25 protein-coding genes and 1 pseudogene are annotated in these 20,747 nt (G+C 71.0%); 13 read left to right on the forward strand and 13 right to left on the reverse strand.

Features of this window, described 5'->3' with window-relative positions:
• Positions 1 to 19: 19 nt before the first annotated feature.
• Positions 20 to 226, reverse strand: coding sequence for a hypothetical protein (locus ACFY1L_RS32075; RefSeq protein WP_388831798.1), 207 nt, complete (start codon positions 224 to 226; stop codon positions 20 to 22).
• Positions 227 to 439: 213 nt separating this feature from the next.
• Here ACFY1L_RS32075 and ACFY1L_RS32080 point away from each other — a divergent pair, with 213 nt between their 5' ends.
• Entirely contained in the window at positions 440 to 2,701 is a 2,262-nt protein-coding gene (locus ACFY1L_RS32080) for an MMPL family transporter (protein ID WP_388831800.1), read from the forward strand.
• Here ACFY1L_RS32080 and ACFY1L_RS32085 read toward each other — a convergent pair.
• Positions 2,673 to 3,782, reverse strand: a complete 1,110-nt coding sequence (locus ACFY1L_RS32085; RefSeq protein ID WP_388831802.1) for a PP2C family protein-serine/threonine phosphatase — start codon at positions 3,780 to 3,782, stop codon at positions 2,673 to 2,675. The two genes, ACFY1L_RS32080 and ACFY1L_RS32085, sit on opposite strands and share 29 nt — an antisense overlap.
• Positions 3,783 to 4,013: 231 nt before the next feature.
• Between ACFY1L_RS32085 and ACFY1L_RS32090 the strand changes: the two genes are divergently transcribed.
• Complete coding sequence (locus tag ACFY1L_RS32090) at positions 4,014 to 4,910, forward strand: GNAT family N-acetyltransferase (protein ID WP_388831804.1); 897 nt, start codon at positions 4,014 to 4,016, stop codon at positions 4,908 to 4,910.
• 83 nt (positions 4,911 to 4,993) lie between these two features.
• Complete coding sequence (locus tag ACFY1L_RS32095) at positions 4,994 to 5,323, forward strand: hypothetical protein (RefSeq protein ID WP_388831806.1); 330 nt, start codon at positions 4,994 to 4,996, stop codon at positions 5,321 to 5,323.
• Here the strand turns inward: ACFY1L_RS32095 and ACFY1L_RS32100 are convergent.
• Positions 5,317 to 6,237 carry a Gfo/Idh/MocA family protein gene (locus ACFY1L_RS32100; RefSeq protein WP_388831808.1) on the reverse strand — a complete coding sequence of 307 codons (921 nt, stop codon included), beginning with the start codon at positions 6,235 to 6,237 and terminating at the stop codon, positions 5,317 to 5,319. The two genes, ACFY1L_RS32095 and ACFY1L_RS32100, sit on opposite strands and share 7 nt — an antisense overlap.
• A 217-nt stretch (positions 6,238 to 6,454) precedes the next feature.
• On the opposite strand from ACFY1L_RS32100, the gene ACFY1L_RS32105 reads away from it, so the two are divergent.
• Positions 6,455 to 7,312, forward strand: coding sequence for an aldo/keto reductase (locus ACFY1L_RS32105; RefSeq protein ID WP_388831810.1), 858 nt, complete (start codon positions 6,455 to 6,457; stop codon positions 7,310 to 7,312).
• A gap of 46 nt (positions 7,313 to 7,358) precedes the next feature.
• On the opposite strand, the gene ACFY1L_RS32110 is transcribed toward ACFY1L_RS32105, so the two are convergent.
• A complete protein-coding gene (locus ACFY1L_RS32110) occupies positions 7,359 to 7,712 on the reverse strand; it encodes a hypothetical protein (RefSeq protein ID WP_388831812.1) in 354 nt (117 codons plus the stop codon).
• A 171-nt stretch (positions 7,713 to 7,883) separates the two neighbouring features.
• Between ACFY1L_RS32110 and ACFY1L_RS32115 the strand changes: the two genes are divergently transcribed.
• Positions 7,884 to 8,123 (forward strand): DUF5133 domain-containing protein, encoded by a 240-nt coding sequence (locus tag ACFY1L_RS32115; RefSeq protein ID WP_388831814.1) that lies wholly within the window; start codon positions 7,884 to 7,886, stop codon positions 8,121 to 8,123.
• Between the two features lie 84 nt (positions 8,124 to 8,207).
• Here ACFY1L_RS32115 and ACFY1L_RS32120 read toward each other — a convergent pair whose 3' ends face one another.
• The gene (locus tag ACFY1L_RS32120) at positions 8,208 to 9,176 is read right to left on the reverse strand and encodes a GlxA family transcriptional regulator (protein WP_388831816.1); all 969 of its coding nucleotides are present in this window, start codon (positions 9,174 to 9,176) and stop codon (positions 8,208 to 8,210) included.
• Positions 9,177 to 9,355: 179 nt separating this feature from the next.
• Here ACFY1L_RS32120 and ACFY1L_RS32125 point away from each other — a divergent pair, with 179 nt between their 5' ends.
• Together ACFY1L_RS32125 and ACFY1L_RS32130 are read left to right on the forward strand one after the other, a co-directional pair.
• Positions 9,356 to 9,826 (forward strand): hypothetical protein, encoded by a 471-nt coding sequence (locus ACFY1L_RS32125; RefSeq protein WP_388831818.1) that lies wholly within the window; start codon positions 9,356 to 9,358, stop codon positions 9,824 to 9,826.
• Positions 9,827 to 9,951: 125 nt separating this feature from the next.
• Positions 9,952 to 10,170 (forward strand): hypothetical protein, encoded by a 219-nt coding sequence (locus ACFY1L_RS32130; protein WP_361261822.1) that lies wholly within the window; start codon positions 9,952 to 9,954, stop codon positions 10,168 to 10,170.
• A 7-nt stretch (positions 10,171 to 10,177) separates the two neighbouring features.
• Here the strand turns inward: ACFY1L_RS32130 and tgmB are convergent, their stop codons facing one another.
• From tgmB to ACFY1L_RS32145, 3 genes are all read right to left on the reverse strand, one after another.
• Positions 10,178 to 11,161, reverse strand: coding sequence for an ATP-grasp ribosomal peptide maturase (tgmB, locus tag ACFY1L_RS32135; protein WP_388831820.1), 984 nt, complete (start codon positions 11,159 to 11,161; stop codon positions 10,178 to 10,180).
• 17 nt (positions 11,162 to 11,178) lie between these two features.
• Positions 11,179 to 11,370 (reverse strand): putative ATP-grasp-modified RiPP, encoded by a 192-nt coding sequence (tgmA, locus tag ACFY1L_RS32140; RefSeq protein WP_388831822.1) that lies wholly within the window; start codon positions 11,368 to 11,370, stop codon positions 11,179 to 11,181.
• 118 nt (positions 11,371 to 11,488) lie between these two features.
• The gene (locus ACFY1L_RS32145; RefSeq protein ID WP_388831824.1) at positions 11,489 to 11,803 is read right to left on the reverse strand and encodes a YkvA family protein; all 315 of its coding nucleotides are present in this window, start codon (positions 11,801 to 11,803) and stop codon (positions 11,489 to 11,491) included.
• Between the two features lie 240 nt (positions 11,804 to 12,043).
• Between ACFY1L_RS32145 and ACFY1L_RS32150 the strand changes: the two genes are divergently transcribed.
• The gene (locus ACFY1L_RS32150; RefSeq protein ID WP_388831826.1) at positions 12,044 to 13,108 is read left to right on the forward strand and encodes a hypothetical protein; all 1,065 of its coding nucleotides are present in this window, start codon (positions 12,044 to 12,046) and stop codon (positions 13,106 to 13,108) included.
• Positions 13,109 to 13,118: 10 nt separating this feature from the next.
• Here ACFY1L_RS32150 and ACFY1L_RS32155 read toward each other — a convergent pair.
• Both ACFY1L_RS32155 and ACFY1L_RS32160 read right to left on the reverse strand, forming a co-directional pair.
• A pseudogene (locus tag ACFY1L_RS32155) lies at positions 13,119 to 13,350 on the reverse strand (molybdopterin cofactor-binding domain-containing protein); the annotation flags it as partial.
• An 11-nt stretch (positions 13,351 to 13,361) separates the two neighbouring features.
• The gene (locus tag ACFY1L_RS32160; protein WP_388831828.1) at positions 13,362 to 14,537 is read right to left on the reverse strand and encodes a hypothetical protein; all 1,176 of its coding nucleotides are present in this window, start codon (positions 14,535 to 14,537) and stop codon (positions 13,362 to 13,364) included.
• 267 nt (positions 14,538 to 14,804) lie between these two features.
• Here ACFY1L_RS32160 and ACFY1L_RS32165 point away from each other — a divergent pair, with 267 nt between their 5' ends.
• From ACFY1L_RS32165 to ACFY1L_RS32175, 3 genes are all read left to right on the forward strand, one after another.
• A complete protein-coding gene (locus ACFY1L_RS32165; protein ID WP_388831830.1) occupies positions 14,805 to 15,305 on the forward strand; it encodes a hypothetical protein in 501 nt (166 codons plus the stop codon).
• Positions 15,306 to 15,407: 102 nt separating this feature from the next.
• The gene (locus ACFY1L_RS32170) at positions 15,408 to 15,788 is read left to right on the forward strand and encodes a PadR family transcriptional regulator (RefSeq protein WP_388831903.1); all 381 of its coding nucleotides are present in this window, start codon (positions 15,408 to 15,410) and stop codon (positions 15,786 to 15,788) included.
• Complete coding sequence (locus ACFY1L_RS32175) at positions 15,785 to 16,786, forward strand: hypothetical protein (RefSeq protein ID WP_388831832.1); 1,002 nt, start codon at positions 15,785 to 15,787, stop codon at positions 16,784 to 16,786. Before ACFY1L_RS32170 ends, ACFY1L_RS32175 begins: the two co-directional genes overlap by 4 nt.
• Before the next feature lie 9 nt (positions 16,787 to 16,795).
• Here ACFY1L_RS32175 and ACFY1L_RS32180 read toward each other — a convergent pair whose 3' ends face one another.
• Both ACFY1L_RS32180 and ACFY1L_RS32185 read right to left on the reverse strand, forming a co-directional pair.
• Entirely contained in the window at positions 16,796 to 17,293 is a 498-nt protein-coding gene (locus ACFY1L_RS32180; protein WP_388831834.1) for a lamin tail domain-containing protein, read from the reverse strand.
• 122 nt (positions 17,294 to 17,415) lie between these two features.
• Positions 17,416 to 18,579, reverse strand: coding sequence for an FAD-dependent oxidoreductase (locus ACFY1L_RS32185; RefSeq protein WP_388831836.1), 1,164 nt, complete (start codon positions 18,577 to 18,579; stop codon positions 17,416 to 17,418).
• 134 nt (positions 18,580 to 18,713) lie between these two features.
• Here ACFY1L_RS32185 and ACFY1L_RS32190 point away from each other — a divergent pair, with 134 nt between their 5' ends.
• On the forward strand, positions 18,714 to 19,277 hold the full coding sequence (locus tag ACFY1L_RS32190) for a CGNR zinc finger domain-containing protein (RefSeq protein ID WP_388831838.1): 564 nt from the start codon (positions 18,714 to 18,716) through the stop codon (positions 19,275 to 19,277).
• Here the strand turns inward: ACFY1L_RS32190 and ACFY1L_RS32195 are convergent.
• On the reverse strand, positions 19,271 to 20,305 hold the full coding sequence (locus tag ACFY1L_RS32195) for an alpha/beta fold hydrolase (RefSeq protein ID WP_388831840.1): 1,035 nt from the start codon (positions 20,303 to 20,305) through the stop codon (positions 19,271 to 19,273). The genes ACFY1L_RS32190 and ACFY1L_RS32195 overlap by 7 nt on opposite strands.
• A 185-nt stretch (positions 20,306 to 20,490) precedes the next feature.
• On the opposite strand from ACFY1L_RS32195, the gene ACFY1L_RS32200 reads away from it, so the two are divergent.
• Entirely contained in the window at positions 20,491 to 20,673 is a 183-nt protein-coding gene (locus ACFY1L_RS32200) for a hypothetical protein (protein ID WP_388831842.1), read from the forward strand.
• Positions 20,674 to 20,747 lie beyond the last annotated feature (74 nt).

The raw sequence follows: 20,747 nt of genomic DNA on the forward strand, positions 1-20,747 counted from the left end.
AGGCGGGTGCCCGCGGACGCTACGGCAGCAGTTTCTCGAGGGCGGCGGGACCCTCCGTCTCGAGCTTGCGCCTGGCCCACTCGAGGTTGCGCGGGGTGATGTCCCTGCCCGTGACAAGGACGAGGTCCTCCGGCGACACATCGGTGCCGGTGCTGGTGTGGAGAAGGTCGTCCGGGGTGACGCGGTCCTCGGACGACCTGGACGCGTCGGGCTGTGACGTCGGCATGGTCTCGGCTCCTCATGTCCGGATCGCTTCTGCTATCACCATTCACCGCCGAGGCGCGGCGTGCATCCGGAAGGGATAGGGAAGGGGCCCGAGATGCCGGAGTGATCGGGCGGGCGTCTAATGAGAGACGACGCACGCTTCGGCCGACGGAGACGCGACGGAGAAGATCGCGGAGACGGCCGGCTCAGACCATCGGCAGAGAAGACCGAGGCCATGTCACCGACCCGCACCACCGCGGGGGGAACGGGGCCCGTCGCCAAAGGGGTACTGCGACGGCAGGGAGAGTGGTGCGCCCGGCACTTCGTGATCGTCATCATTGCCTGGCTCGTCGCGCTGGTGGCACTGCAGACCCTGAACCGGTCGTTCGGCGGGGAGTACTCCGACAACTTCTCGCTGCCCGACTCGCAGTCCCAGAAGGGCCTGGACGTCCTCCAGGAGCATGACCCCGCGGCGGGCGGCTACAGCAGCCAGATCGTCCTGCACGACGGACAGAAGTCCGTGACCACGCTGAGCTCGCAGATGTCCACCACGGTGGGCGACCTGCAGAAGCTTCCGCACGTCCTGTCCGCCCAGAACCCGCTGTCCGCCCCCGCCTCGAAGGTCGGTCCCCTGTCCACCGACGGGAAGACGGCCTACATCACCGTCCGCTTCGACGTCCAGCCCTCGACGTTGGGCGACAGCTACCTCAACGGCGTCGACAAGGCGGTGCAGCCGCTGCGCTCGGCCGGCGCTCAGGTCGAGTACGGCGGACCGCTCGGCGAACTGGCCCGGCCCGCCGCCGACGACCGGGTCAGCGAACTCATCGGCTTCGGGGTCGCGATCGTCGTCCTGCTGATCGGCTTCGGCAGTGTGATCGCCGCCGGCCTGCCCCTGCTGAGCGCACTGGTCGCCGCGGTCGGCGGGCTCGCGATCCTCGGGCTGGTCGCCGCGGCCTTCACCTTCGCCACCGTCTCGCCGACCCTGGCCACGATGATCGGCCTCGGCGTCGGCATCGACTACTCCCTCTTCCTGATCACGCGGCACCGGCAGAACCTCATGGACGGCGCCGACCCGGTGCACTCGGCCGGCCACGCGACCGCCACCAGCGGGCGGGCGGTCCTGGTCTCGGGCTGCACCGTGATCATCGCCCTCGCCGGGCTGTACGCGTCCGGAGTGAGCTTCATCGGCAAACTCGGCCTGGCGGCCGCCATGACGGTCGTCTCGGCGGTCATCGGCGCGCTGACGCTGGTCCCGGCCCTGCTCGGGCTCATCGGCAGACACATCGACCGCTACCACGTCCGCCGTCCCGTCGCCGAGACGGACGCGGAGCCGGGCGCCACCCCCACCGGCACCTGGCATCGCTACGCACAGCGCGTCGAGAGGCGGCCGTGGCAGTTCCTGGCCGCCGGTGTCACGACCGTCGTGATCCTCGCCATCCCGTTGTTCTCCATCCAGCTCGGCCACATCGGCGACGGCGCCGACCCCACCTCCTTCACCGACCGGCGGGCGTACGACCTCATGACCGACGCGTTCGGCCCGGGCTCCAACGGTCCGCTCACCGTCGTCATCGACCAGAGCTCCGTACCGTCCGACCAGCGCTCCTCCCTGTCCGCGCAGGCGCAGAAGACCCTCAACGGCGTGGCGGGCGCCGCCACGGTCACTCAGCTGACGCCCACCAAGGACGGGGACGTCCTGATCGGCACGGTCTACTCGAAGCAGTCCCCGCAGAGCGCCACCACCACGGACCTGACCAACCGCCTGGTCGACCACACCCTCCCGGACGCGGTCTCCGGCACCGACGCCAAGGGATACGTCACCGGTACGACCGCGGCCCAGGTCGACTTCCGCGACATCGTCGCCAGCCGGCTCGCCCTGATCATCGGCGTGGTCGTCGCGCTGGCCTTCCTGATCATCCTCGCCGTCTTCCGCGGCCTGCTCGTCGCAGTCAAGGCGGCGGTCCTCAACGTCCTCTCCATCGGGGCCTCGTACGGCGTCGTGGTGGCCGTCTTCCAGTGGGGCTGGGGCGGGCCCGCGCTGGGCGTCAACGGCAAGGTGCCCATCGAGAGCTATGTGCCGATGATGATGTTCGCGATCATCTTCGGCCTGAGCATGGACTACGAGATCTTCCTGCTCTCCCGCGTCCACGAGGCCTGGCTGCGCACCGGGGACGCCAAGGCGTCGGTCGCCCACGCGCTGGAGATCACCGCGCGGGTCATCACCTGCGCTGCACTGATCATGATGAGCGTCTTCGCCGCCTTCATCGTCAGCGACAACATCGTCGTCAAGATGCTCGGTCTGGGCCTCGCCGTGAGCGTGCTGATCGACGCCTCCGTCGTGCGGCTGCTCATGGTGCCGGCGGTGATGACGCTGCTGGGGCCGCACGCCTGGTGGACGCCCCGCTGGCTGGACCGGATCCTGCCGCACATCGACGCCGAGGGCGACCAGGAACAGAGCGCCGAGCACGACGTCAGCGAGCGTCCGGTGACGCGGGCGTGAGCACCAGCATCGTCACGTCGTCGACGACGGCCGGGCAGTACCGTACGAGATCCGTCCAGACCCGGTCGGCGAGCACGGCAGGGTCGGTGTCGGCCAGCGCGGACAGGCGGTCGGTCAGCGGATAGAAGGTGCCGGAGGTGTCCCGGGCCTCGCTCACACCGTCCGAGGCAAGGAACAGGCTCTGGCCGGGCTCCAGCCGAAGCGTGAGCCCGGCCTGCGGACCGCCGTCGGACAGGCCGAGACCCAGTGGAGTCCACGCCGCGAGCTCGATCTCGGTGGCCCGCGAGCCGCGCAGGAGCATCGGTGCCGGATGCCCGCAGGACACCATCCGCACCGTCCGGGCGTCGGGCGAGAACTCCAGTAGTACGGCGGTCGCGAACAGCTCGGCGTACCGGGACGACGCCGAGTCCACCACCAGCCTGCGGTCCAGCCGGGCGGCGATCGATTCCAGGTCCGGCTGCTCGAGCACCGCCTCCCGGAAGGCCCCCAGCAGCGAGGCGACCGTCGCGACCGCCGACAGTCCGTGGCCCTGGACGTCGCCCATCACCGCGCGCACGCCGTGCGGGCCCTCACGCACGTCGAAGAAGTCGCCGCCGACCAGCGTGCCGCGTTGCGCCGCCCGGTACAGACCGACGCAGCGGACCGGGCCGACCCGCTCGGGCAGCGGCGGGACGATGGCCCGCTGTGCGGCCTCGGCGACCGTGCGCTCCAGGTCCAGCTGGGCGTCGCGGCGGCTTCGGACGTAGGACACGAACACGCTCAGCACGGCGACGAAGGAGATGGTCAACAGGTCCGTGTTGCCGGGGCGGTTGAGATGGAACGTCGGAACGTTGAGTACGGCGACCACGAGACCGCCGAGCACCGCGGTCGCCCAGGGTCCGTACGTCAGCACGGCCAGCGGTGGGATGGCTCCGAGCAGGAATCCGATGTCGAGGGGGTCGGGACTGATCAGCGTCGCCGCGCACACGCCCGCGATCAGGGCGACCGGCAGGGCCTTCACCCAGCGCGGCGGCGGCGCACCCCGCAGCCAGCCCTGCCGGGCACGTTCCCGGCGCGACGACAGGACGCGCACCTTTCCCACACCACCACGCTCCTACGCCGGGCGGCCTCCCGCATGCCGGAGTGCTTGCCCGAAAAGCGATGGACGTGGTCACGACAGGCCCGTAACGTGTGACGCCACGCCCCGAGACGGACGGAAGGAGGCGAGTGCCGTGCAGACCACACCGAACCAGCGCTCCCTTTCCGTTGCCCCGGCGTGCTTCGTCTGACCTGACCCGGGAGCGCTCCACGCAGTACGCATCCCGGAGGATCCATGACCGACCTGGTCATCCGCGCGCTCGACGAGAGCGACGCCCATCTCTTCGACACCCTGCAGGACCCGCTGGACGCCCGTGCGGCGCACCGGCTGACCCGGCACCGCGCCGACTGGAAGCGGGTCGCCCTGCGCGATGGCGAGGTCGTCGCGCGCGCCGCCTGGTGGGGCGGCCCCGACGACACGGAACCCGTCAACGTCAACTGGTTCGACGTGGCTGAGGGGGAGGAGGACGCGGGGGCCGAGCTCCTGCGCACCGCCCCCTGGCAGGTCGAGCTCGAGCTGAACCTGCCGGCCGACTGGCGGGAGGACGCGCGGCTGCGCGCTGCGGCCGAGGCGCGCTTCTCCGCCGCCCGAGCCGCCGGACACGAGCTCCTGGTGGAGCGTTACCTGTACCGGTGGACGCCGGACCGCGGGCTGCCGCAGCGCCCCGGACGGCTCGACTTCCGCGCCGAACCGGACGACGCGGTGTTCTTCGAGGCACTGCGCCGCATCCACTCCGTCACCCTGGACGCGCACTCCCTCAAGGCCATCCAGGAGGGAGGCCTCGACCGGGCCGCCCAGGAGGAGCTCGACTTCTTCCGCTGGTGCCCGTCGCCGCGGGAGTGGTGGCAGACCGCGTACACGACCGCGGGGGACCTGGCGGGCATCCACATCCCCGTACACAATCCCGCGGGTCCGTGCGTCGGCTTCATCGGCGTGGTGCCCGAGCAACGCGGACACGGTTACGCCTACGACCTGCTCGCCGAGTGCACCCACTTCCTGGTCGAGCGGGGCGCGGAGTTCGTCACCGCGGCGACGGACCACGGCAACTTCCCCATGGCCGCGAACTTCACGAAGGCCCGCTATCCCGTCGTACGTGAACGCATCAACTTCGCACCCGCGCGGCGTGAATAGCCCTGCTGTGTGACCGGACCGGCTGTCAGTGCCGCGTGCCATGCTGGTCCGTGTCCTGATCAACGCGTGTTGGGGGAGGCGCAGTGGGAATCGTGGGCGAGGTCTGGCGGGTGGGCAGTGGCGACCGGGCGGTCGGGGAGATCCTGATCGACGACGCCGACTTTCCGTGGCTGTCCGGCCGCTTCACCGCCGGTGAGGCGTACGGCACCGTCCGGGAACTGTTCGCCCGCGAACTCGCCCTGGCCGAGCGGGACGACGACCGGGAGGAGTGGGAGTCGGCGTACGACGAGATCAGACGCCGGGTGTCCCTCTCCTCACCGGACGGACCGGTCCCCGAGTTCCTGCTGCACATCGAGGGGGACCGGGCCTGGTTCCGGTGGAGCGACGAGCCGTTCGAGGATTCGGATCAGTAGCGGCGCGATGGCGTGGGCGATGTGCCGATGCCACCCTCCAGCAGGGCCTCGGCCTCGGTGAGGATCTCCGTGACGCGCAGTGCGAACGCCGCGTCGCAGGCGTGGGGCTGTCCGGTGTCGGCGGCGGCGATCAGTGCGTCTGCGGCATGGACGAGTGCCGTGACCGCTCCCTCGGAGCTCTCCGGAAGTACCGACACGCCCGCCCCGCCTCGGAGTTCGACGGCCGCTCCCGCCGCCGCGGGCGGGGCCGACAGGCTGAGCGTGACGGTGCTCGACGCGCCGCTCACATGGTCGAGGACCAGGTGGACCGTGTCCCCGGGACCGGGCACCGCGGCCGCCACGCGCCGGGCGTCGCCGAGAACCGGCAGCAGCACGGACAGGGCATGCGGGCCCACGTCCCACAGGGCTCCCTTCTCGCGCCGCCACGGCGAGTTCGCGAACGGGCTGTCGCTGTCGCCGCCGAACAACGCCCCGAGCCACTGCGCGTGCGCCGTGAACCAGCCGCCCGCGGCCGCCTGTTCGGTGATCCAGGCCGTGGTCTCGGAGACGAAGCGGCTGGTGAAGAAGACGACCGACGCGACACCGGTCTCCTGCACGGCCTCGACCACGGCCCGACCCTCGGCGACCGTCGTGGCGAGCGGCTTGTCCAGCAGCAGATGGCACCCCGCCCGCGCCGCACGCACCGCGAGCGCCGCCTGTACACCCGGCGGCAGGGCGACCGCGACCGCGTCCACCTCGGCGAACAGCGCGTCCACGTCGTCGTAGGCGCGCGTGCCGTACTGGTCCGCGAGTTCCTTCGCGGCGTCCGGGCGCCGGCCCCACACGCCGGCGAAGTCCAGTCCGGTGTGCTGGTGCAGGGCCGGAGCGTGAGCCATCCCCGCCCAGGGGCCGGTACCGAGCAGTCCTATGCGCATGCCGCCGCCTCTCCACTGCGCCGCACGTCCGCGGCGTCCGGTCGGGAGCGAGCGTGGCACACCGACCGCCCGACCACGCAACCCGGTTCACGGCAGGACGCCGTGATTCAGTTGACCGGCTGCTGAATGCGTTCTCTTTCCTCTATTGGACCTCCGGCCACGGGCGAGACAGGCTGGAGACCGTTCCGGCACCGAGAGTCGAAAGAGGTCAGAGCACATGCACACCCGCCGCATCGGTGACGTCGAAGTCAGCGCCATCGGCCTGGGCGCGATGCCCATGTCGATCGAGGGACGGCCGGACGAGGCACGCTCCCTCGCCACGATCCACGCCGCGCTCGACGCCGGTGTGACACTGATCGACACCGCGGACGCCTACCACCGCGACGCCCACGAAGTCGGCCACAACGAGACCCTGATCGCCAAGGCCCTCGCCTCCCACGACCGCGGCCGGGACGTCCTGGTCGCCACCAAGGGCGGACATCTGCGCCCCGGCGACGGCAGCTGGACCCTCGACGGCAGCCCCCGGCACCTCAAGGCGGCCTGCGAGGCGTCCCTGCGCCGGCTCGGCGTGGAGGCCATCGGGCTCTACCAGTTCCACCGCCCCGACCCGAAGGTGCCGTACGCCGAATCCGTCGGCGCGATCCGGGATCTCCTTGACGAGGGCAAGATCCGGCTGGCGGGCATCTCCAACGCGAATCCCGACCAGATCCGGCAGGCGCAGGAGATCCTCGGCGGGCGCCTGGTCTCCGTGCAGAACCAGTTCTCCCCGGCCTTCCGATCCAGCGAGCCGGAGCTCGACCTGTGCGACGAACTCGGCATCGCCTTCCTGCCCTGGAGTCCGCTCGGCGGAATCTCCCGCGCCGGTGAACTGGGCTCCACGTACGCACCGTTCGCACGCGTCGCCAAGGCCCACGGAGTGAGCCCGCAGCGGGTGTGTCTGGCCTGGATGCTGGCCAAGTCGCCGGTGGTCGTCCCCATCCCGGGCGCCAGCCGCCCGGAGACGATTCTCGACTCCCTCGCCGCGACGGACCTCGCCCTGACCGCCGAGGAACTCGCCGAACTGGACGCCGTCTGAAAACAGCCCTGCGAGACGCGCCGCCCGAGGCCGGTCGACCACCGCCTCAGGCGGCGCTGCTGCGTCGGCTTCGGTGTCGGCAGACCAGGTCGTGGTCGGTGCCGAGACTCGTCCACCAGCGCTCGCAGCACGCGGCATCCAGTTCCTCGCGGATGAGCGCGTCCTCGCGGGTGACCGCGTCCGCCGCCGGGTGCTCGGGGAGCTGCGGAGCCACGGCCGCCCGGATCAGGTCGGCGATCAGGGTCTCGCGTACGACGGCGATGACCGGGACCAGGCTCGCGGCGGCGAACAGGAACGCGGCCCACCGGGGGCCGTGGCGGAATTCGAGGACCGTGGTCCAGGCGAGCCCGCCGCTGGTGGCGAGATAGAGGGCACTGAGGAGGCGACCGGAGCGGTTCATGGGTATTCACCGTTCGTGGTGGGAGAGTTACCCTCTGTTCAACGCCTCGCGGGGCGCGGGGAATCGGGTCGAGCGGCGATATTGCGTCACATACGGCCCTGGGCACGGAAGAAGTGGTTGGTCCGGCCCGGCCCGGGCATGGGAGGCGAACAACCGAGAGAGGGGCGCTTCGTGCTCGTTCCGGACCCGAAGGTCGTCAGAACGTTGCTCACCAGGTACGCGTCGCTGCGCATCGCGCAGGCGGAGCGGGAGAAGCCGCAGGCGGCACGGGAGCTGGCCGAGGTCAGCCGCGCGCTGTGCACCCTGACCGGCGCCGGGAGCATCCACGAGGCGATCGCGAAGGCGGACGCCCTGCTGCTCGCCCCGCGGCGGACGACGGACGAGGAGGACGGCCTCTCACTGGCCGTCTGAAACCGTACGGCCGTCTGAAACCGTACGGCCGTCTGAAACCGTACGGCCGTCTGAAACCGTACGGCCGCCTGAAGCCGTACGGCTTCAGGAGTGCGCGGCCAGGAGCCGCGCCTTGCCGTGGAACGCGGAGCGGTACGACTGCGGTGTGGTGCCCACGACCCGGCGGAACCGCTCACGGAACGCCGTCGGCGACCCGAACCCCGCCTGCTGCGCGATCCGTTCGATCGGACGGTCGCTGTTCTCCAGCAGGTACTGGGCCCGCCGTACCCGCGCCCGCAGCAGCCACTGCAGCGGCGTCGTCCCGGTCTGTTCCCGGAAGCGACGGCTGAAGGTGCGCTCGCTCATGCCCGAGCGGGCCGCCATCGCGCCCAGGGTGATCTCGCCGGCCAGATTGTCCTCGATCCACTCCAGGATCGGTTCGAGGGTCGAGCCCCGTGGCACGGGCGGCTGCTCGTGCACGATGAACTGTGCCTGCCCGCCCTCCCGTTCGAGGGGCATGACGCACATCCGCGCGGCGTCCGCGGCGACGGCCGAGCCCAGATCCCGCCGGATCATGTGCAGGCACATGTCCAGCGCCGCGGCCGCACCGGCCGAGGTGAGGATCTGCCCGTTGTCGACGTACAGCACGTCCGGCTCGACGGTGACGTGCGGATAGCGCTGCGCCAGCTGGTCGGCGGCCACCCAGTGCGTGGTCGCGCGCAGCCCGTCCAGCAGTCCCGCCTCCGCCAGCACGAAGGCGCCCACGCACACGGACGCGATCCGGGTGCCCGCCTCGGCCGCCCGCCGCAGGGCCGCCAGCACCGGCTCGGACGTGGGGCCGGAACCCGGCGCGCAGCCCGGCACGATCACCGTGTCGGCGTCCTCCAGCGCCTCGAGCCCCCGGTCCACCCGCAGGGCGAGACCGTCCCCGCGCACCTCGGGCGACTCGGCGCACACCCGTACGCGGTAGGGCCGACGGCCGTCGGGCAGCCGCGCCCAGTCGAACACCTGCAGCGGTGCCGCCAGGTCGAACGGCACGACGTCTTCGAGCGCGAGGATCGCCACTGAGTGCATGATCCCCACGATAGGCGGATTCCCGCCAGGGGGGAGAGCTGGGTGTCTGCACCGGAACAGCCGACTGCAGCGTTGGCGAGAACTCGTTGGTTCCTGTCATTTCAGCCGCTGTGCGGTCGTCTCGAAGATCCCTAGCGTGGGCCGGGCACACGGCTGACCGCACCATGGAAAGGCGCTCGATGACCAAGCTCCTGCTCTCCCTCCACGTCCTGGCCGCCATCGTCGCCGTCGGCCCGGTGACGGTCGCGGCCAGCATGGTTCCGCCGGTGGTGCGCCGCGCCCAGGCCGGCGACGGGGGAGTGGACGCGGGGGCCGTGGGCACGGTCCGGCTGCTGCACCGCATCTGCCGGGTCTACGCCCGCATCGGACTGGCGGTACCCGCCTTCGGGTTCGCCACCGCGGCCGCGATGGGCGTCCTGGGCAGCGGCTGGCTCATCACGTCCATCACCCTGACCGCCGTGGCCGCCGGCATCCTGATCGCGTTCGTCCTGCCCCGCCAGGACGAACTCCTCGGACAACTGGACGCGCGGCAGCCCGTGGAGCGGGCGAGCACCGTGCAACTCGCCATGTTCACGGGCCTGTTCAACCTGCTGTGGGCGACGGTCACGGTCCTGATGATCGTCCGTCCCGGCTCGACGACGGGGGCCTGACCGGCCACGCACGGGTGCCGCGTCGACGTCAAGTGCTCCTGGGGAATTCACACCCCGGTGTCCTGGTCCGCATAGACTCGTCAACCGTGCCCATGCGCATGGGCCACCACACGAAAGGCGCGTCCGTGTTCCAGGACTCCCCCATCTACGACCGACTCGTCGCCGAGCGCGGCGACGTCCCCACCCAGGCACGCCGGGAGGCCGAGCGCGTCAGCCGGGAACTGGAGTACGTCATGCGACCGCTGCAGTCGTCCCTCGGCCCCGGCCTGTCCCCCGAGCGCCCCGCCTCCCCGGGCGCGGGCTGGCAACGGAGCGCGCTGCTGCCCGGCTCGCTCCCGCACTGACCCTCCCTCAACAGACCGTCGTATTGGAGCCGTTGACGCGTGTCTGCGGTTCCGGACCGGAATGGGCGAGCCATTCCGCGATGGTCCGGGCGATCGGCTGACCCGTCTCCACCTCGACGAAGCCGAACTGTCCCGACTGATTGCACTCCAGGAACCACCAGGTCCCGTCGGCGTCCTCGGCGAAGTCGAAGGCGCCGTAAGCAAGTTCGGCCGCTTTGAGGTACGAGCGGACGGCGGCGGCGACGCGTGGCGGGACGTCGGTGGGGCGCCACGGTATGTCGCCCTTGGCGAACCGCACGTCCACGTCGTCGGGATCCGCGTCCGGGGCGGTCGCCTTACGGGCCGCCAGCAGCCGCTCGCCCACCGCGGTCAGCCGGATGTCGGCCCTCTTCGCGACGCGCCGCTGCAGCAGCGTCGGCCCGTACGCCACCGCGGTGAAGTCCGTGTCCGGCGCGACCCGGCTGGTCGGCACGGCCCGCGGCGGATCCTGCGGATGTGCCCCGGAGACCGGCTTGACCACCAGATCCGGATAGCGCTCGGCGAACTCGCGGGCGGCCTGCGGGAACGTAGTGATCAGCGTGGCCGGCACGGGCAACCCGGAGCGCTGGGCGACCCGCAGCTGCCAGGGCTTGTGGCGGGCCCGGCGGGCCGCGTCCGGGTGGTTCATCCAGCGGGCGTCCGAGCCGCGCAGCATGCCGTAGAGCGCCTGGGAGGACTCCTCGGTCAGCCACGCGGAGGGCTCGGCCGTCCGCGTCGCGACGGCGCCCGGCCTGCGCACCCAGACGGAGCGCAGCCCGGCCAGGCTCACCAGGCGGCCCGCGGACTGCAGATGGCCACGGAAGGCCCCGTGCACGTACTCACCGGACAGCGCGACGCCGCCGGGGAGGTCGGCGGGGTCGAGGCGGACCACAGGGACCCCGGACGCGTTCAGGTGCACGACCACCATGTCGGCGGTCACATCCTCTTCACAGGTCAGGATCAGCACGGTCATGGTCGGCGGTTCCGCGTTCAGTCGTCGAAGTGGGTCTTGGAGCCCGCGGTGGATGTCGTCGTCCCCGACTCTCTGAGCAGAGCCAGGTCGCGGGCTGCGACCCGGCCGTCGAAGAGCACGTTCAACTGCAGCCCGGAGTCGTAGGCGTACGGAGTTGTGGCTTCCAACTTCACCGCCGGACGTGCGTAGTTGAGCGCGAACGGTTGCATCGTGTCTCCCTCGTCGGTCTGCGCCGCCCGAGCGGTCCTCGCCCTGCGGCGCCGCCCGGGCCGCCGACTGCCTTGCCCTTCCGCTTACTTATACGAATCGAACGGGTGATTGGTTTCCTTACTCTCTGTAATCAAGAGGAGGAGGAAGGGACGATTCGTGATCATTCGCCCTGCCGACCGAGCTGTGAAGGGTGCGCAGAGCGAGGAGAAGGACGCCGATGTCATCCAGGTACACCGGATCGGGCAACAGATCGGCCGGTAGGACGAAATAGAGGACGGCACCCCAGAAAACCCAGCGCGGACCGGTCGGAAGGCCCGCCCGCCTCAGGTCGCGCCGGGCCCGCACCAGCCGCACCAGGAGGGTCACGGCCACCGCGAGGACGAGCGCCGCGAGGGCTGCGGCGACGACGATCACCGTTGTGGTGGAATTCACGGTCCTCCTCCGTCCGGCGTGCCGAACGGCCCGCCTTCTTCACGGATTCCCGGATCGGGCGGTCATACGTATCCGGGTGTCGGCCGGTGGTGTGCGCTGCTCATGCCCGTGGCCCACCCGAGTGGCAGGTGGGGGAAGCAGCGCTTACTAATGGCACCGTGACGCCGCGTGAGGCATGTCCGGGGCGCGAGAGTTGACCAACTCTTCCATCACATCGATGGAACAGAGCAGGAGGAGAGCATGGACACCCGCTCTTCAACATCCCATTCCAACAAACCCTCCATAGCCGCCGCGGGCGATCCGCTCAGCGCCCTGCTGCACGCCGCCGTCGCCGACCGGCCGCTGGAGGAGGTCGCCAACCTGATCACCTTGCTGGAGCAGTCCCCGCAGTACGCGCAGGCCACGGTCGACGCGCTGCGCGCGGTCGGCACGGACCGCTCAGTGGAGGACGTGAGCCGGCTGGTCACCCTTTTGACCAAACCGCCGCGAGACCCCGCGAGCGCGGACGAGGCCATCCGAGCGGCGGCCGAGAGCCGGCCGGTGGAGGACGTGTCACGGCTGATGGCACTGCTGCACCGCCCGCCGGTGGAGCCCCACTGCGGACAGGCGGCGGCCCGCGCGGCCGCCACCGGACGGCCCGTCGAGGAACTCGTGGAACTCATCGGCCGGCTGAGCGAGGGACGTGACACCCATGCCGCCGTGCCGCTGCCGCAGCCACTGCCGGCGTGGCGACCGCACGGCGAGCAGCACCAGACCCGGGACTTCGTCCTCCCTCCGCCCGTTCCCGTCGCCCCACCCTCAATCGGTGTCGAAGGCATGGCGCGACGGCCCGTCCCTGCGCCCAAGCGCCGTACGGCGCAGCCGACGTGGCCGGGCCTGCTCGCCGCGGCCGGACTCCTGCTGTGCGCGATGCTCTGGTTCCCGCTGTACCGGTACGACGCGTCCCTGCAGTCCTACGGCATCGCCCTCGGCGCGTCGGTGCTGTGCGCGGCGCTGGCCGGGCTGCTGACCCTGCGGCCGGTGGTGCCCGCCCTCGTGGTCGCGGTCGTGGTGCCGGCGCTGCTCGCCACCGCCCAGTTGTACGAGGGCCGGTTCCAGAACCCCTGGCTGTCGCGGGCGCTGGACCTCACGCTCGCTCCGGGCTCGGTCGCGGGCCTGGCCGCAGTGGTCGCGGCGCTGGTGGCGCTGACGGCCCTGATCGTCCGCTTCGCCTCGCACGCGCCGGCCGCGAAGGCGGCATCGCGGCCGCCCCGGGCACCGAGGCCGCCGCGGCGCCTGGCCACGGCGAGCCGCCGGCCCGACTGATCCGGCTGACGCCGTCCGCGGCCGCGGTTCCGACGATGCCGATCTCGCCGATCCCCTTGCTGCCCATGGGGTTGAGGTGCGGGTCGGCCTCGTCGATCGGTCGGCGCCATGCCCAGGCCCAGGGTCATGGCGCCGACGAACTGGGAGCGCGCGGTACGGGAGTTGACGATGCGTCCGGCTGCGTAGCCGCCCAGCAGCCGGCGCACCAGCGTTTCACCGGTCACCGTGTCGACGGCCACCTCATCGGCTCACGTCAGTCGCCGGACGAGTCCGATCGGTCAGAGGTGTCGTCCGCCTTGCGCCCGCCGTCCGCGGCAGGCGTGGGCCGCAGCGCTTTGGCGGTGTCCTTCAGACGTTCCAGTCTGCGCGTCAGCTGCTGGAACGGGGAGCCCGTGGGCGCGACGGGCGGCTGCGACTGCGCGGGGATTTCGGTGCCGGACTCGCGGTAGACGGCCAGCGCCTCGTGGGCGCGCTCGGCGGCCTCGCGGTACAGGTCCCGGGACTTCGTCATCGCCTCGAGTGCCTCGGTGTACATGGCGACGAGGCTGCGCTGCCGGGCGAGTTCCTCATCGAGGGTCAGCAGCTTCCAGTCCTCCCGCAGCGCGGTGACAGCCTCCTCGGCACCGTCCGGCAGCGGAAGCGGCAGCGCGGCGAAGCGGGCCACGGTGTCGATGAGCTCCGTCGGCCGCGATCCGTCGAGGAAGACGGTGCGTACGGCGAAGTCGTCCCCGTCGAAGCCTTCCGGGGCCGGCGTCGTGGGCAGCACGACGGCGCCGCCGCGCGGGATCTGCACGCCGAACTCGCGCAGCACCCGGTTCACGATGCGCAGCTGGTCGGGGGCGGCCCGGTGCTCCACCACGCGGTCGCGCAGGCTGGGCGGAAGGAACGGGCCGAGCGGCCGGCGGCCGCGCTCGTCGGGTGTCATCGCCTCGTGCACGACGAGGTTGATGCCCCAGCCGCCGCGCACGGAGGCCCGCAGCAGGCGCCGGATGTCCTTGTCGTCCTCGGGCAGGCGGCTGACCTCCCGGAAGCGCAGCCCCGTGGCGGGCTCGTGGTCCCAGGTGGCGTCCGGTTTGTCGGGCCAGAACATGGTGGCGGGGGAGGGCCACTCCTGCTGCCACGGACGTTCCGCCTCGGCCGCCAGCACCCACTCCCGGCCGTCTTCCGACGCGCGTGCGAGCGTCAGCCGGGCGCGCACGGTCACCGTCCCGGCGATCCTCCAACGCGCCTCGAAGACGAGCTTCTCGGCACTTTCGGAGTCCTCGGACCCCGACGGATCCGGATCCGAGTGGTCGTCGATGACCCCGGCGGCCTTGAGCCGTTGCAGGGTCCGGTGTACGACGTCTTCCGCATCGGGCCCGGTATGGCGGCCTCGGGCCAGCCACAGCGTGGGGGAGGGCGTCGGGCGGGCGGTGGCGGAGGTGCGCATGAGTCCATCTAAAAGCGGGGGCACGTGCGTACCCCAGTATCGTCGGTGCGGGTCGGCGGAGATCACCCGGGGGGGTGGTGCGCACGGGATGTGCGGCCCGCACTCGGGGTGCGAGCGGTCCACTCCAGGCCGCGGCACTTCACCCATGTCCCCCTACGCACGCGTGCCGCCATAATGACGCCCCGAACAGGGCCCGCCCACCATCCGCTTCGGGGCGGGTCCTGTTCGGGTGCTCCCGTCCGCGGCGGCTCCCTCTACACTCCGCCCATGCGATGGGGGAGAGCGGCAGCGGCCGCCGGGCTCGTGTTCCTGCTGACGTCCTGCGGCGCCGAGTTCAATCCGCTCTACGTCGAAGGCGCCGCAGCCGAACCCGTCATCGGCTGGCGGGACTGCCCGCGCGCCGACTCCGACGGCATCGACGAGGTCGGCCTGTACACATGGGACAAGTCGAGCACGGTCGACGAGCCCGGCGAGCTGCTGTGGCGCATCAAGTCCGACCACGGCGCCCTGCTGCACCGTCTCCGCCTGGGCAGCACCCCCAAGGGCTTCACCACCCTGCACGCACTGACCACCACCCTCGAACCCGGCACCACCTACGCCCTGCGCACCAACATGAAGTCGGAAGACCTGGTCTCCGGCTTCCTCACCTTCCGCCCCGGCCAGCTGCGGGCGGGCTCCGGCCGCATCGTCTTCGGCAGCGGCAAGGCGGAATCCCGCAAGCAGTACGACGCCCGGGACGACGAGGACTTCGGCTGCTTCAACGACTGACAGGCCGAGGCACCGCCTGGGCAAGCCCCGACACGCCACGTGACTCGCCCAGTCGCTATATATCGGAAGCCGAGATATCATGGCCGTATGGCATCGAAGAACATGACTCAGGCGGCGTTCTTCGTCCTCACCGCCCTGGCCGACCAGCCCCGGCACGGCTACGGGATTCTGCGTGAGGTCGAGGAACTGTCCGACGGCTCCGTCCAGTTGCGCGTCGGCACCCTGTACGGCGTGCTGGACCGGCTGACCGCGGACGGGCTGATCGTCCTGGACCGCGAGGAGGTGCACGACGGGCGGCTGCGGCGCTACTACCGCCTCACCGACGAGGGCATGCAGGCCCTGGACGCGGAGGCGGAGCGCATGGCGGCCGGAGCCAGCGCCGCCAAGCGGCGGATCGCCGAAGGGCGCGAGGCCCCCGGGCCCGCCGTGAAGCCGGTCACCAACCCGTCCGCAGGACCCGGACTCGCGGGAGGTCTCGCATGACGACGCTGCTCGAGGCGCGCTACCGCACCGTGCTGCGCCTGCTTCCCGCCTACTACCGGCGCGCCCGGGAGGAGGAGATGGTCGAGGTGTACCTGTGGGACCTCGACCGCGACACCCAGGACCAGAGCAGGCCCACGCTGGGCGAGGTGGCGAGCGTCGCCGCCCTCGCTGTGCGCAGCAGGTTGGCCGCGGGTGGAGCGCCCCGGCCGTACGCCCTGCTCGGGGCGGCCGTCCGCCACTTCGCACTGTTCGCCGTCCTGCTGCAGGCGGCCGCCGCGGTCGTCGATCGGGTGCTGACCCTGACCTGGTCCTCGACCCACGGCCCGCGCGACTGGGACATGTTCGTGTCGGGATTCGCCGGCCGCGGAGTGCTGCTCGGCGTCGTCGAGGGAGCAACGTGGGCGCTGCCGCTGCTGTGGACGGTCGCCTTCTTCGCCCTCCTGCACGACCGCCGGCGCCTTGCCCGGGCGTCCGTGCTGCTCGCCGCGCTGCCCACGCTGTGGCCGTTCATCGGGCCGATGGTGAGTGAACTGACGCCTTCGGACCCCTGGTTCGCCACCTCCACCGCGCTGCTCGCCTGGCTGCCGGCGCTCGCCCTGTGTGCCGCCTACCACCGCGACGCCCCGGCGGCGGAACTGCCCGTCGGCTCGCCCGGCCTCGCCTTCGCGGCCTGCAGTGTGGTGATGGGTGCGTCCCTCGTGGTGCTGCCGGCCATGGCGGACGCGGCCTGGGCACCGGCCACGAGCTTCGTCGTCGGCGCCCTCGGCTGGCTCCTGCTGCGCAGGCACCGTACGGACCGGAGCGCCGCCTGCGCCGCCCTCGCCCTGGCCGCGCTTGGCCTGCTGCTCCTGGTGGTGCGGGTCGCCGCGCTGTATCCCTGGCTCGGCGTCCCCCTCCCCGCCGTCTACCTCGGCGGGGCGCTCGGCCAGACGGCCGCGCTCGCGCTGCTGACGGTGGTGCTGGCGGTCGTGGCCAGGCGCGACCTCGCCGCGCGCTGACCTGCCCCGTTACCCGTGGAACGTGATGTAGCCGTTCTTGTCGGGGTCATTGGCCGTCTTGGTGTACGCGTGCGAGTCGGCGCCGCTGCCGGACGGCTTGTACACGTAGATCGTGTCCTTGTCGTTGTTCCACATGAAGTTGCAGTTGTTGCGGTAGACGACGTTGTTTCTGTCGGAGTCGGTGCCGCGGCCGCCACGGAGTTTCACGTAGTCCCCGGGCTGCAGATAGTGGTTGTGGCTGAAGGTGAACTTGTTGCCGGCCTTGTCCTTCACGACATAGCCCTTGAGGTTCACGGTCGTGCCGGACGAGTAGTTCTTGATCGTCAGGTACTCGGCGCGCGTGTTTCCGGTCGTGCAGTTGTTGGAGTCGCGGCCGGGCGCGTCGTACTGAATGCCCTTGATCTTCAGCGCGGACTGGTACTCGGTGGCGTGGGCCGGGACGGCGGTGGCGAGCACGGCGAGAGTGCCGGCGGCGGTCGCGGTGACGGCGACAGAGCGTATACGCATGTAAATCCCCCCTGTTGTGGATTTCCGGCGAAGGATCTGGAGCGTATACAACCGGGGGGATTTGGGGGTTGATTTCGCTGAAAAGGCCACGCATCGCCCGGCGTTGCCGGTCGGCAGACCAATTACCCCTTCTGTTCCTGTCGTACGGTCCGGACGTCGGCCTCCCACTCGAGGAGCCGGACGAGCTCGTCCTCCCCGGGGCGGGGCGCAGCCGCACCCCGGGTCGAGGGGCCGCCGCGGGAGATGTTGCCGCTGACGGTGATGTTGTGTTCCACGCGCGGGCGGCGCAGCTCCTCGTACAGGGACAGCGCGGTCTGCGTGTCCGGTGCGTCGCGCAGGGACTTGGCGAGGACGACGGCGTCCTCCAGCGCCATCGACGCACCCTGCCCGGTCGCGGGCGAGGCCGCGTGGGCCGCGTCGCCGATGAGCAGGGTTCGCCCGGAGCGCCAAGGGGAGCCGGTGGGTATCTCGGTGGCGTTGGTGACCATGACGTCGTCGCCGGTGGCCGCGACGATGTCCGCGGCGGGCGTGGCGTCCTTGCGCAGCAGCGGCACGAGCAGATCGCGCCAGGCGGCGGGAGTGCCGTCCGCGAGTTCGTCGGCGGGCAGCGGCTCGCCTGCCACGCGCGCGAACCAGTACGTCTCACCTTCCGGTGAGACGGCGTAGCCGAAGGCGGCCGTGCTGCCGCGCACCATCGTGATGCGCGCCTCCGGTTCGGACAGGGGCGCGGCGCCGGTGTAGCCGTAGAAGACCCTCTGGCCGGCGTAGAGCGGCTGTACGTCGGGGGCGAGCAGCCGGCGGACCGTGGAGTTCAGGCCGTCGGCGCCCATGAGCAGGTCGCCGGTTGCGGTGGTGCCGTCGGTGAAGTGGGCGGTGACGCCGCCGGGTTCGTCCTCGACGGAGGCGAGTCGGGTGCCGTGCCGGATGCCGATGCCCCGGCGTGCGCCCTCCGCCTGCAGGGCGGCGTTCAGGTCTCCGCGGCGCAGGCAGCGGTACCGCAGGCCCGGGTCGGCGGCCTCGCCCAGGGGGACCTGTGCCAGCTCGGCGCCCCTGTCGTCCAGGACGCGCATCGAGGTCAGCGGGAAGCCGAGCGCGGTCACGGCGGGGGAGGCGTCGAGCTGCGCCAGGGCGCGCATGCCGTTGCTCGCGAGGGTGAGGAACGCGCCCAGATCCTCGGCCGAGTCGGGATGCGCCTCGTACACCTCGACGTCGAACCCCGCCTTGCGCAGGGCCAGAGCCGTCGCCGTGCCGGCGATTCCGCCGCCGATGACCAGTACTCGCGCCACGCCCCACCCCGCTCGCCTCCGTGCGGCCCCCGCGGCCGTACACCCAAAGAGAGGAACGCCCGAGTGGCGGCGGGGGTTCCATGCAGGCTTGAGGATCCTTGCCGGACGTCCGCGTCACCTGTCAGGATGGTGATGTGAACCTGGATCATGTCTTCCTGTGCGGAAATCCCGCCCTCGACTTCGCCGCGACCCTTCGCGCCCGGCGGTCGACGCGGTTCGAGATGTTCGCCTCGCCGGACCGGCTGGACGCCTGGTACCTGGAGTCCGGGATCGTCGACGCCGTCACGCCGAGCCGGGAAGCGGATGTCGAGCAGGCGATCGCCGTGCGGGAAGCGGTCTACGAACTGGTCACCGCTCGCCTGGTCGGGGAGACCTACGACAAGACCGCGCTCGCGGTGATGAACAACGCGGCCCGCAAGCCTCCCGTGACCCCCCAACTCACCCCGACGGGGCGGTGGTCCGACGCCACACCCGAGCAGGCGCTCTCCACGGTTGCCCGCCACGCCGTCGAGCTGCTCAGCGGACCGGACGTGCCGTTGATGAAGGAGTGCGGCAACCCCGAGTGCACCCGCGTCTACATCGACCGTTCGCGCGGCATGCGCCGGCAGTGGTGCGGCATGGAGTCCTGCGGTAACCGCCTGAAGGCGGCCGCCTATCGTGCGCGGAGGAAGCAGGCGCAGGAGCCCGCTGCTCACTGAGCGGTGCGCGATGCTGTGAATCCGTCGGCCTCGATCACGGCGTCGGCGAAGGCCTCCGGCTCCTCCTGGGGCACGTTGTGGCCGATGCCCTTCAAGGTGCGGTGGGCGTAGGGGCCGGTGAACTTGTCCCGGTACATCGCGCCGTCCCCGGCAGGGGTGAAGGGATCGCGCTCCCCGTCGAGGGTGATGGTGGGGACGGTGATGACGGGCGCCTGGGAGAGGCGCTGCTCAAGGGCGTCGTAGCGCGGCTCGCCCGCCGCGAGGCCCAGTCGCCAGCGGTAGTTGTGGATCACGATGTCGACGTAGTCAGGGTTCTCGAACGCGGTGGCGGTGCGCTCGAAGGTCGCGTCGTCGAAGTCCCACGTCGGCGAGTTGAACTTCCAGACCAGCCTGGCCAGATCGCGCCGGTACTCGCTCTTCTCCAGCCCGAGCCGGCCGCGCTCCGTGGCGAAGTAGTACTGGTACCACCAGGCCCACTCGGCCGCCGGGGGCAACGGCTGCTTGTTCGCGGCACGGTTGGTGATCACGTACCCGGTCACGGAGACCAGTGCCTTGCAGCGTTCCGGCCAGAGCGCCGCGATGATGTCGGCCGTACGTGAGCCCCAGTCGTACCCCGCCAGGACGGCCTTCTCGATCCCGAGTGCGTCCATCAGGGCGATGACGTCCAGGGCGACCGCGGACTGCTGGGCATTGCGGACCGTCCGCTCGGACAGGAAACGCGTCGTGCCGTGGCCGCGCAGGTACGGGACGACGACCCGGTAGCCCTCCGCGGCCAGGAGGGGAGCGACGTCGACGTAGCTGTGGATGTCGTACGGCCAGCCGTGCAGAAGGATCACGACGGGGCCGTGCGCGGGTCCGGCCTCGGCGTATCCGACGTTCAGAACGCCGGCCCTGACCTGCTTCAGCGGGGCGAAGGACGTGTGCGACGTGGCCGGCGAGGCCACGGCCGAAGGCGTGGACCATCCGGTCAGCGAGGCCGCGACCGCTCCCGCGCCGGTCAACTTGCCGAAGCTGCGCCTGTCGAACATGTGAAGTCCCCTCTGCCGACCCGGTGTTGCGGTTTCGGGCATGACTGTTGCACGAGGTGCGTCACCTCTCAAAGAGGTGACGATTCTCGATGGGTGTCACTCCCACTTGACTGCTGGTGACCTTGCTGCCACTATCGTCACCAGTTGAACCAGTGACACCGAACTCGGCAAGGAAGAGGATCCTCATGGCTGTCACAAACGCGGGCGTGGCGAAGGAAGCCGCCGAGGTCGTGCGGCGGGCCCGGTTCGGGAAGTTGCCGGAGCGGGTTCGGCTCGAGGACACCGTCGAGGAGCGGCCCGCCACGGTGCCGGATCCGGCGAGGGACACCTACAACTCCGACGAGTGGCTCGTTCGTACGTATCTGTGAGTTGCGTGTCTGTGAGTGGCAAACGAAAACGCCGGTCGTGCCCCGTGGCACGACCGGCGTTCGTTTTTGGTTTC

Source organism: Streptomyces sp. NPDC001663, assembly GCF_042893105.1.
Taxonomy (GTDB): Bacteria; Actinomycetota; Actinomycetes; order Streptomycetales; family Streptomycetaceae; genus Streptomyces.

Excerpts from the sequence above, each read along its gene's own strand:
- ACFY1L_RS32075 (WP_388831798.1), bottom strand. The coding sequence starts at position 226 with ATGCCGACGTCACAGCCCGACGCGTCCAGGTCGTCCGAGGACCGCGTC.
- ACFY1L_RS32080 (WP_388831800.1), top strand. The coding sequence starts at position 440 with ATGTCACCGACCCGCACCACCGCGGGGGGAACGGGGCCCGTCGCCAAA.
- ACFY1L_RS32090 (WP_388831804.1), top strand. The coding sequence starts at position 4,014 with ATGACCGACCTGGTCATCCGCGCGCTCGACGAGAGCGACGCCCATCTC.
- ACFY1L_RS32100 (WP_388831808.1), bottom strand. The coding sequence starts at position 6,237 with ATGCGCATAGGACTGCTCGGTACCGGCCCCTGGGCGGGGATGGCTCAC.
- ACFY1L_RS32105 (WP_388831810.1), top strand. The coding sequence starts at position 6,455 with ATGCACACCCGCCGCATCGGTGACGTCGAAGTCAGCGCCATCGGCCTG.
- ACFY1L_RS32110 (WP_388831812.1), bottom strand. The coding sequence starts at position 7,712 with ATGAACCGCTCCGGTCGCCTCCTCAGTGCCCTCTATCTCGCCACCAGC.
- ACFY1L_RS32120 (WP_388831816.1), bottom strand. The coding sequence starts at position 9,176 with ATGCACTCAGTGGCGATCCTCGCGCTCGAAGACGTCGTGCCGTTCGAC.
- ACFY1L_RS32125 (WP_388831818.1), top strand. The coding sequence starts at position 9,356 with ATGACCAAGCTCCTGCTCTCCCTCCACGTCCTGGCCGCCATCGTCGCC.
- tgmB (WP_388831820.1), bottom strand. The coding sequence starts at position 11,161 with ATGACCGTGCTGATCCTGACCTGTGAAGAGGATGTGACCGCCGACATG.
- tgmA (WP_388831822.1), bottom strand. The coding sequence starts at position 11,370 with ATGCAACCGTTCGCGCTCAACTACGCACGTCCGGCGGTGAAGTTGGAA.
- ACFY1L_RS32150 (WP_388831826.1), top strand. The coding sequence starts at position 12,044 with ATGGACACCCGCTCTTCAACATCCCATTCCAACAAACCCTCCATAGCC.
- ACFY1L_RS32160 (WP_388831828.1), bottom strand. The coding sequence starts at position 14,537 with ATGCGCACCTCCGCCACCGCCCGCCCGACGCCCTCCCCCACGCTGTGG.
- ACFY1L_RS32165 (WP_388831830.1), top strand. The coding sequence starts at position 14,805 with ATGCGATGGGGGAGAGCGGCAGCGGCCGCCGGGCTCGTGTTCCTGCTG.
- ACFY1L_RS32170 (WP_388831903.1), top strand. The coding sequence starts at position 15,408 with ATGACTCAGGCGGCGTTCTTCGTCCTCACCGCCCTGGCCGACCAGCCC.
- ACFY1L_RS32175 (WP_388831832.1), top strand. The coding sequence starts at position 15,785 with ATGACGACGCTGCTCGAGGCGCGCTACCGCACCGTGCTGCGCCTGCTT.
- ACFY1L_RS32180 (WP_388831834.1), bottom strand. The coding sequence starts at position 17,293 with ATGCGTATACGCTCTGTCGCCGTCACCGCGACCGCCGCCGGCACTCTC.
- ACFY1L_RS32195 (WP_388831840.1), bottom strand. The coding sequence starts at position 20,305 with ATGTTCGACAGGCGCAGCTTCGGCAAGTTGACCGGCGCGGGAGCGGTC.
- ACFY1L_RS32200 (WP_388831842.1), top strand. The coding sequence starts at position 20,491 with ATGGCTGTCACAAACGCGGGCGTGGCGAAGGAAGCCGCCGAGGTCGTG.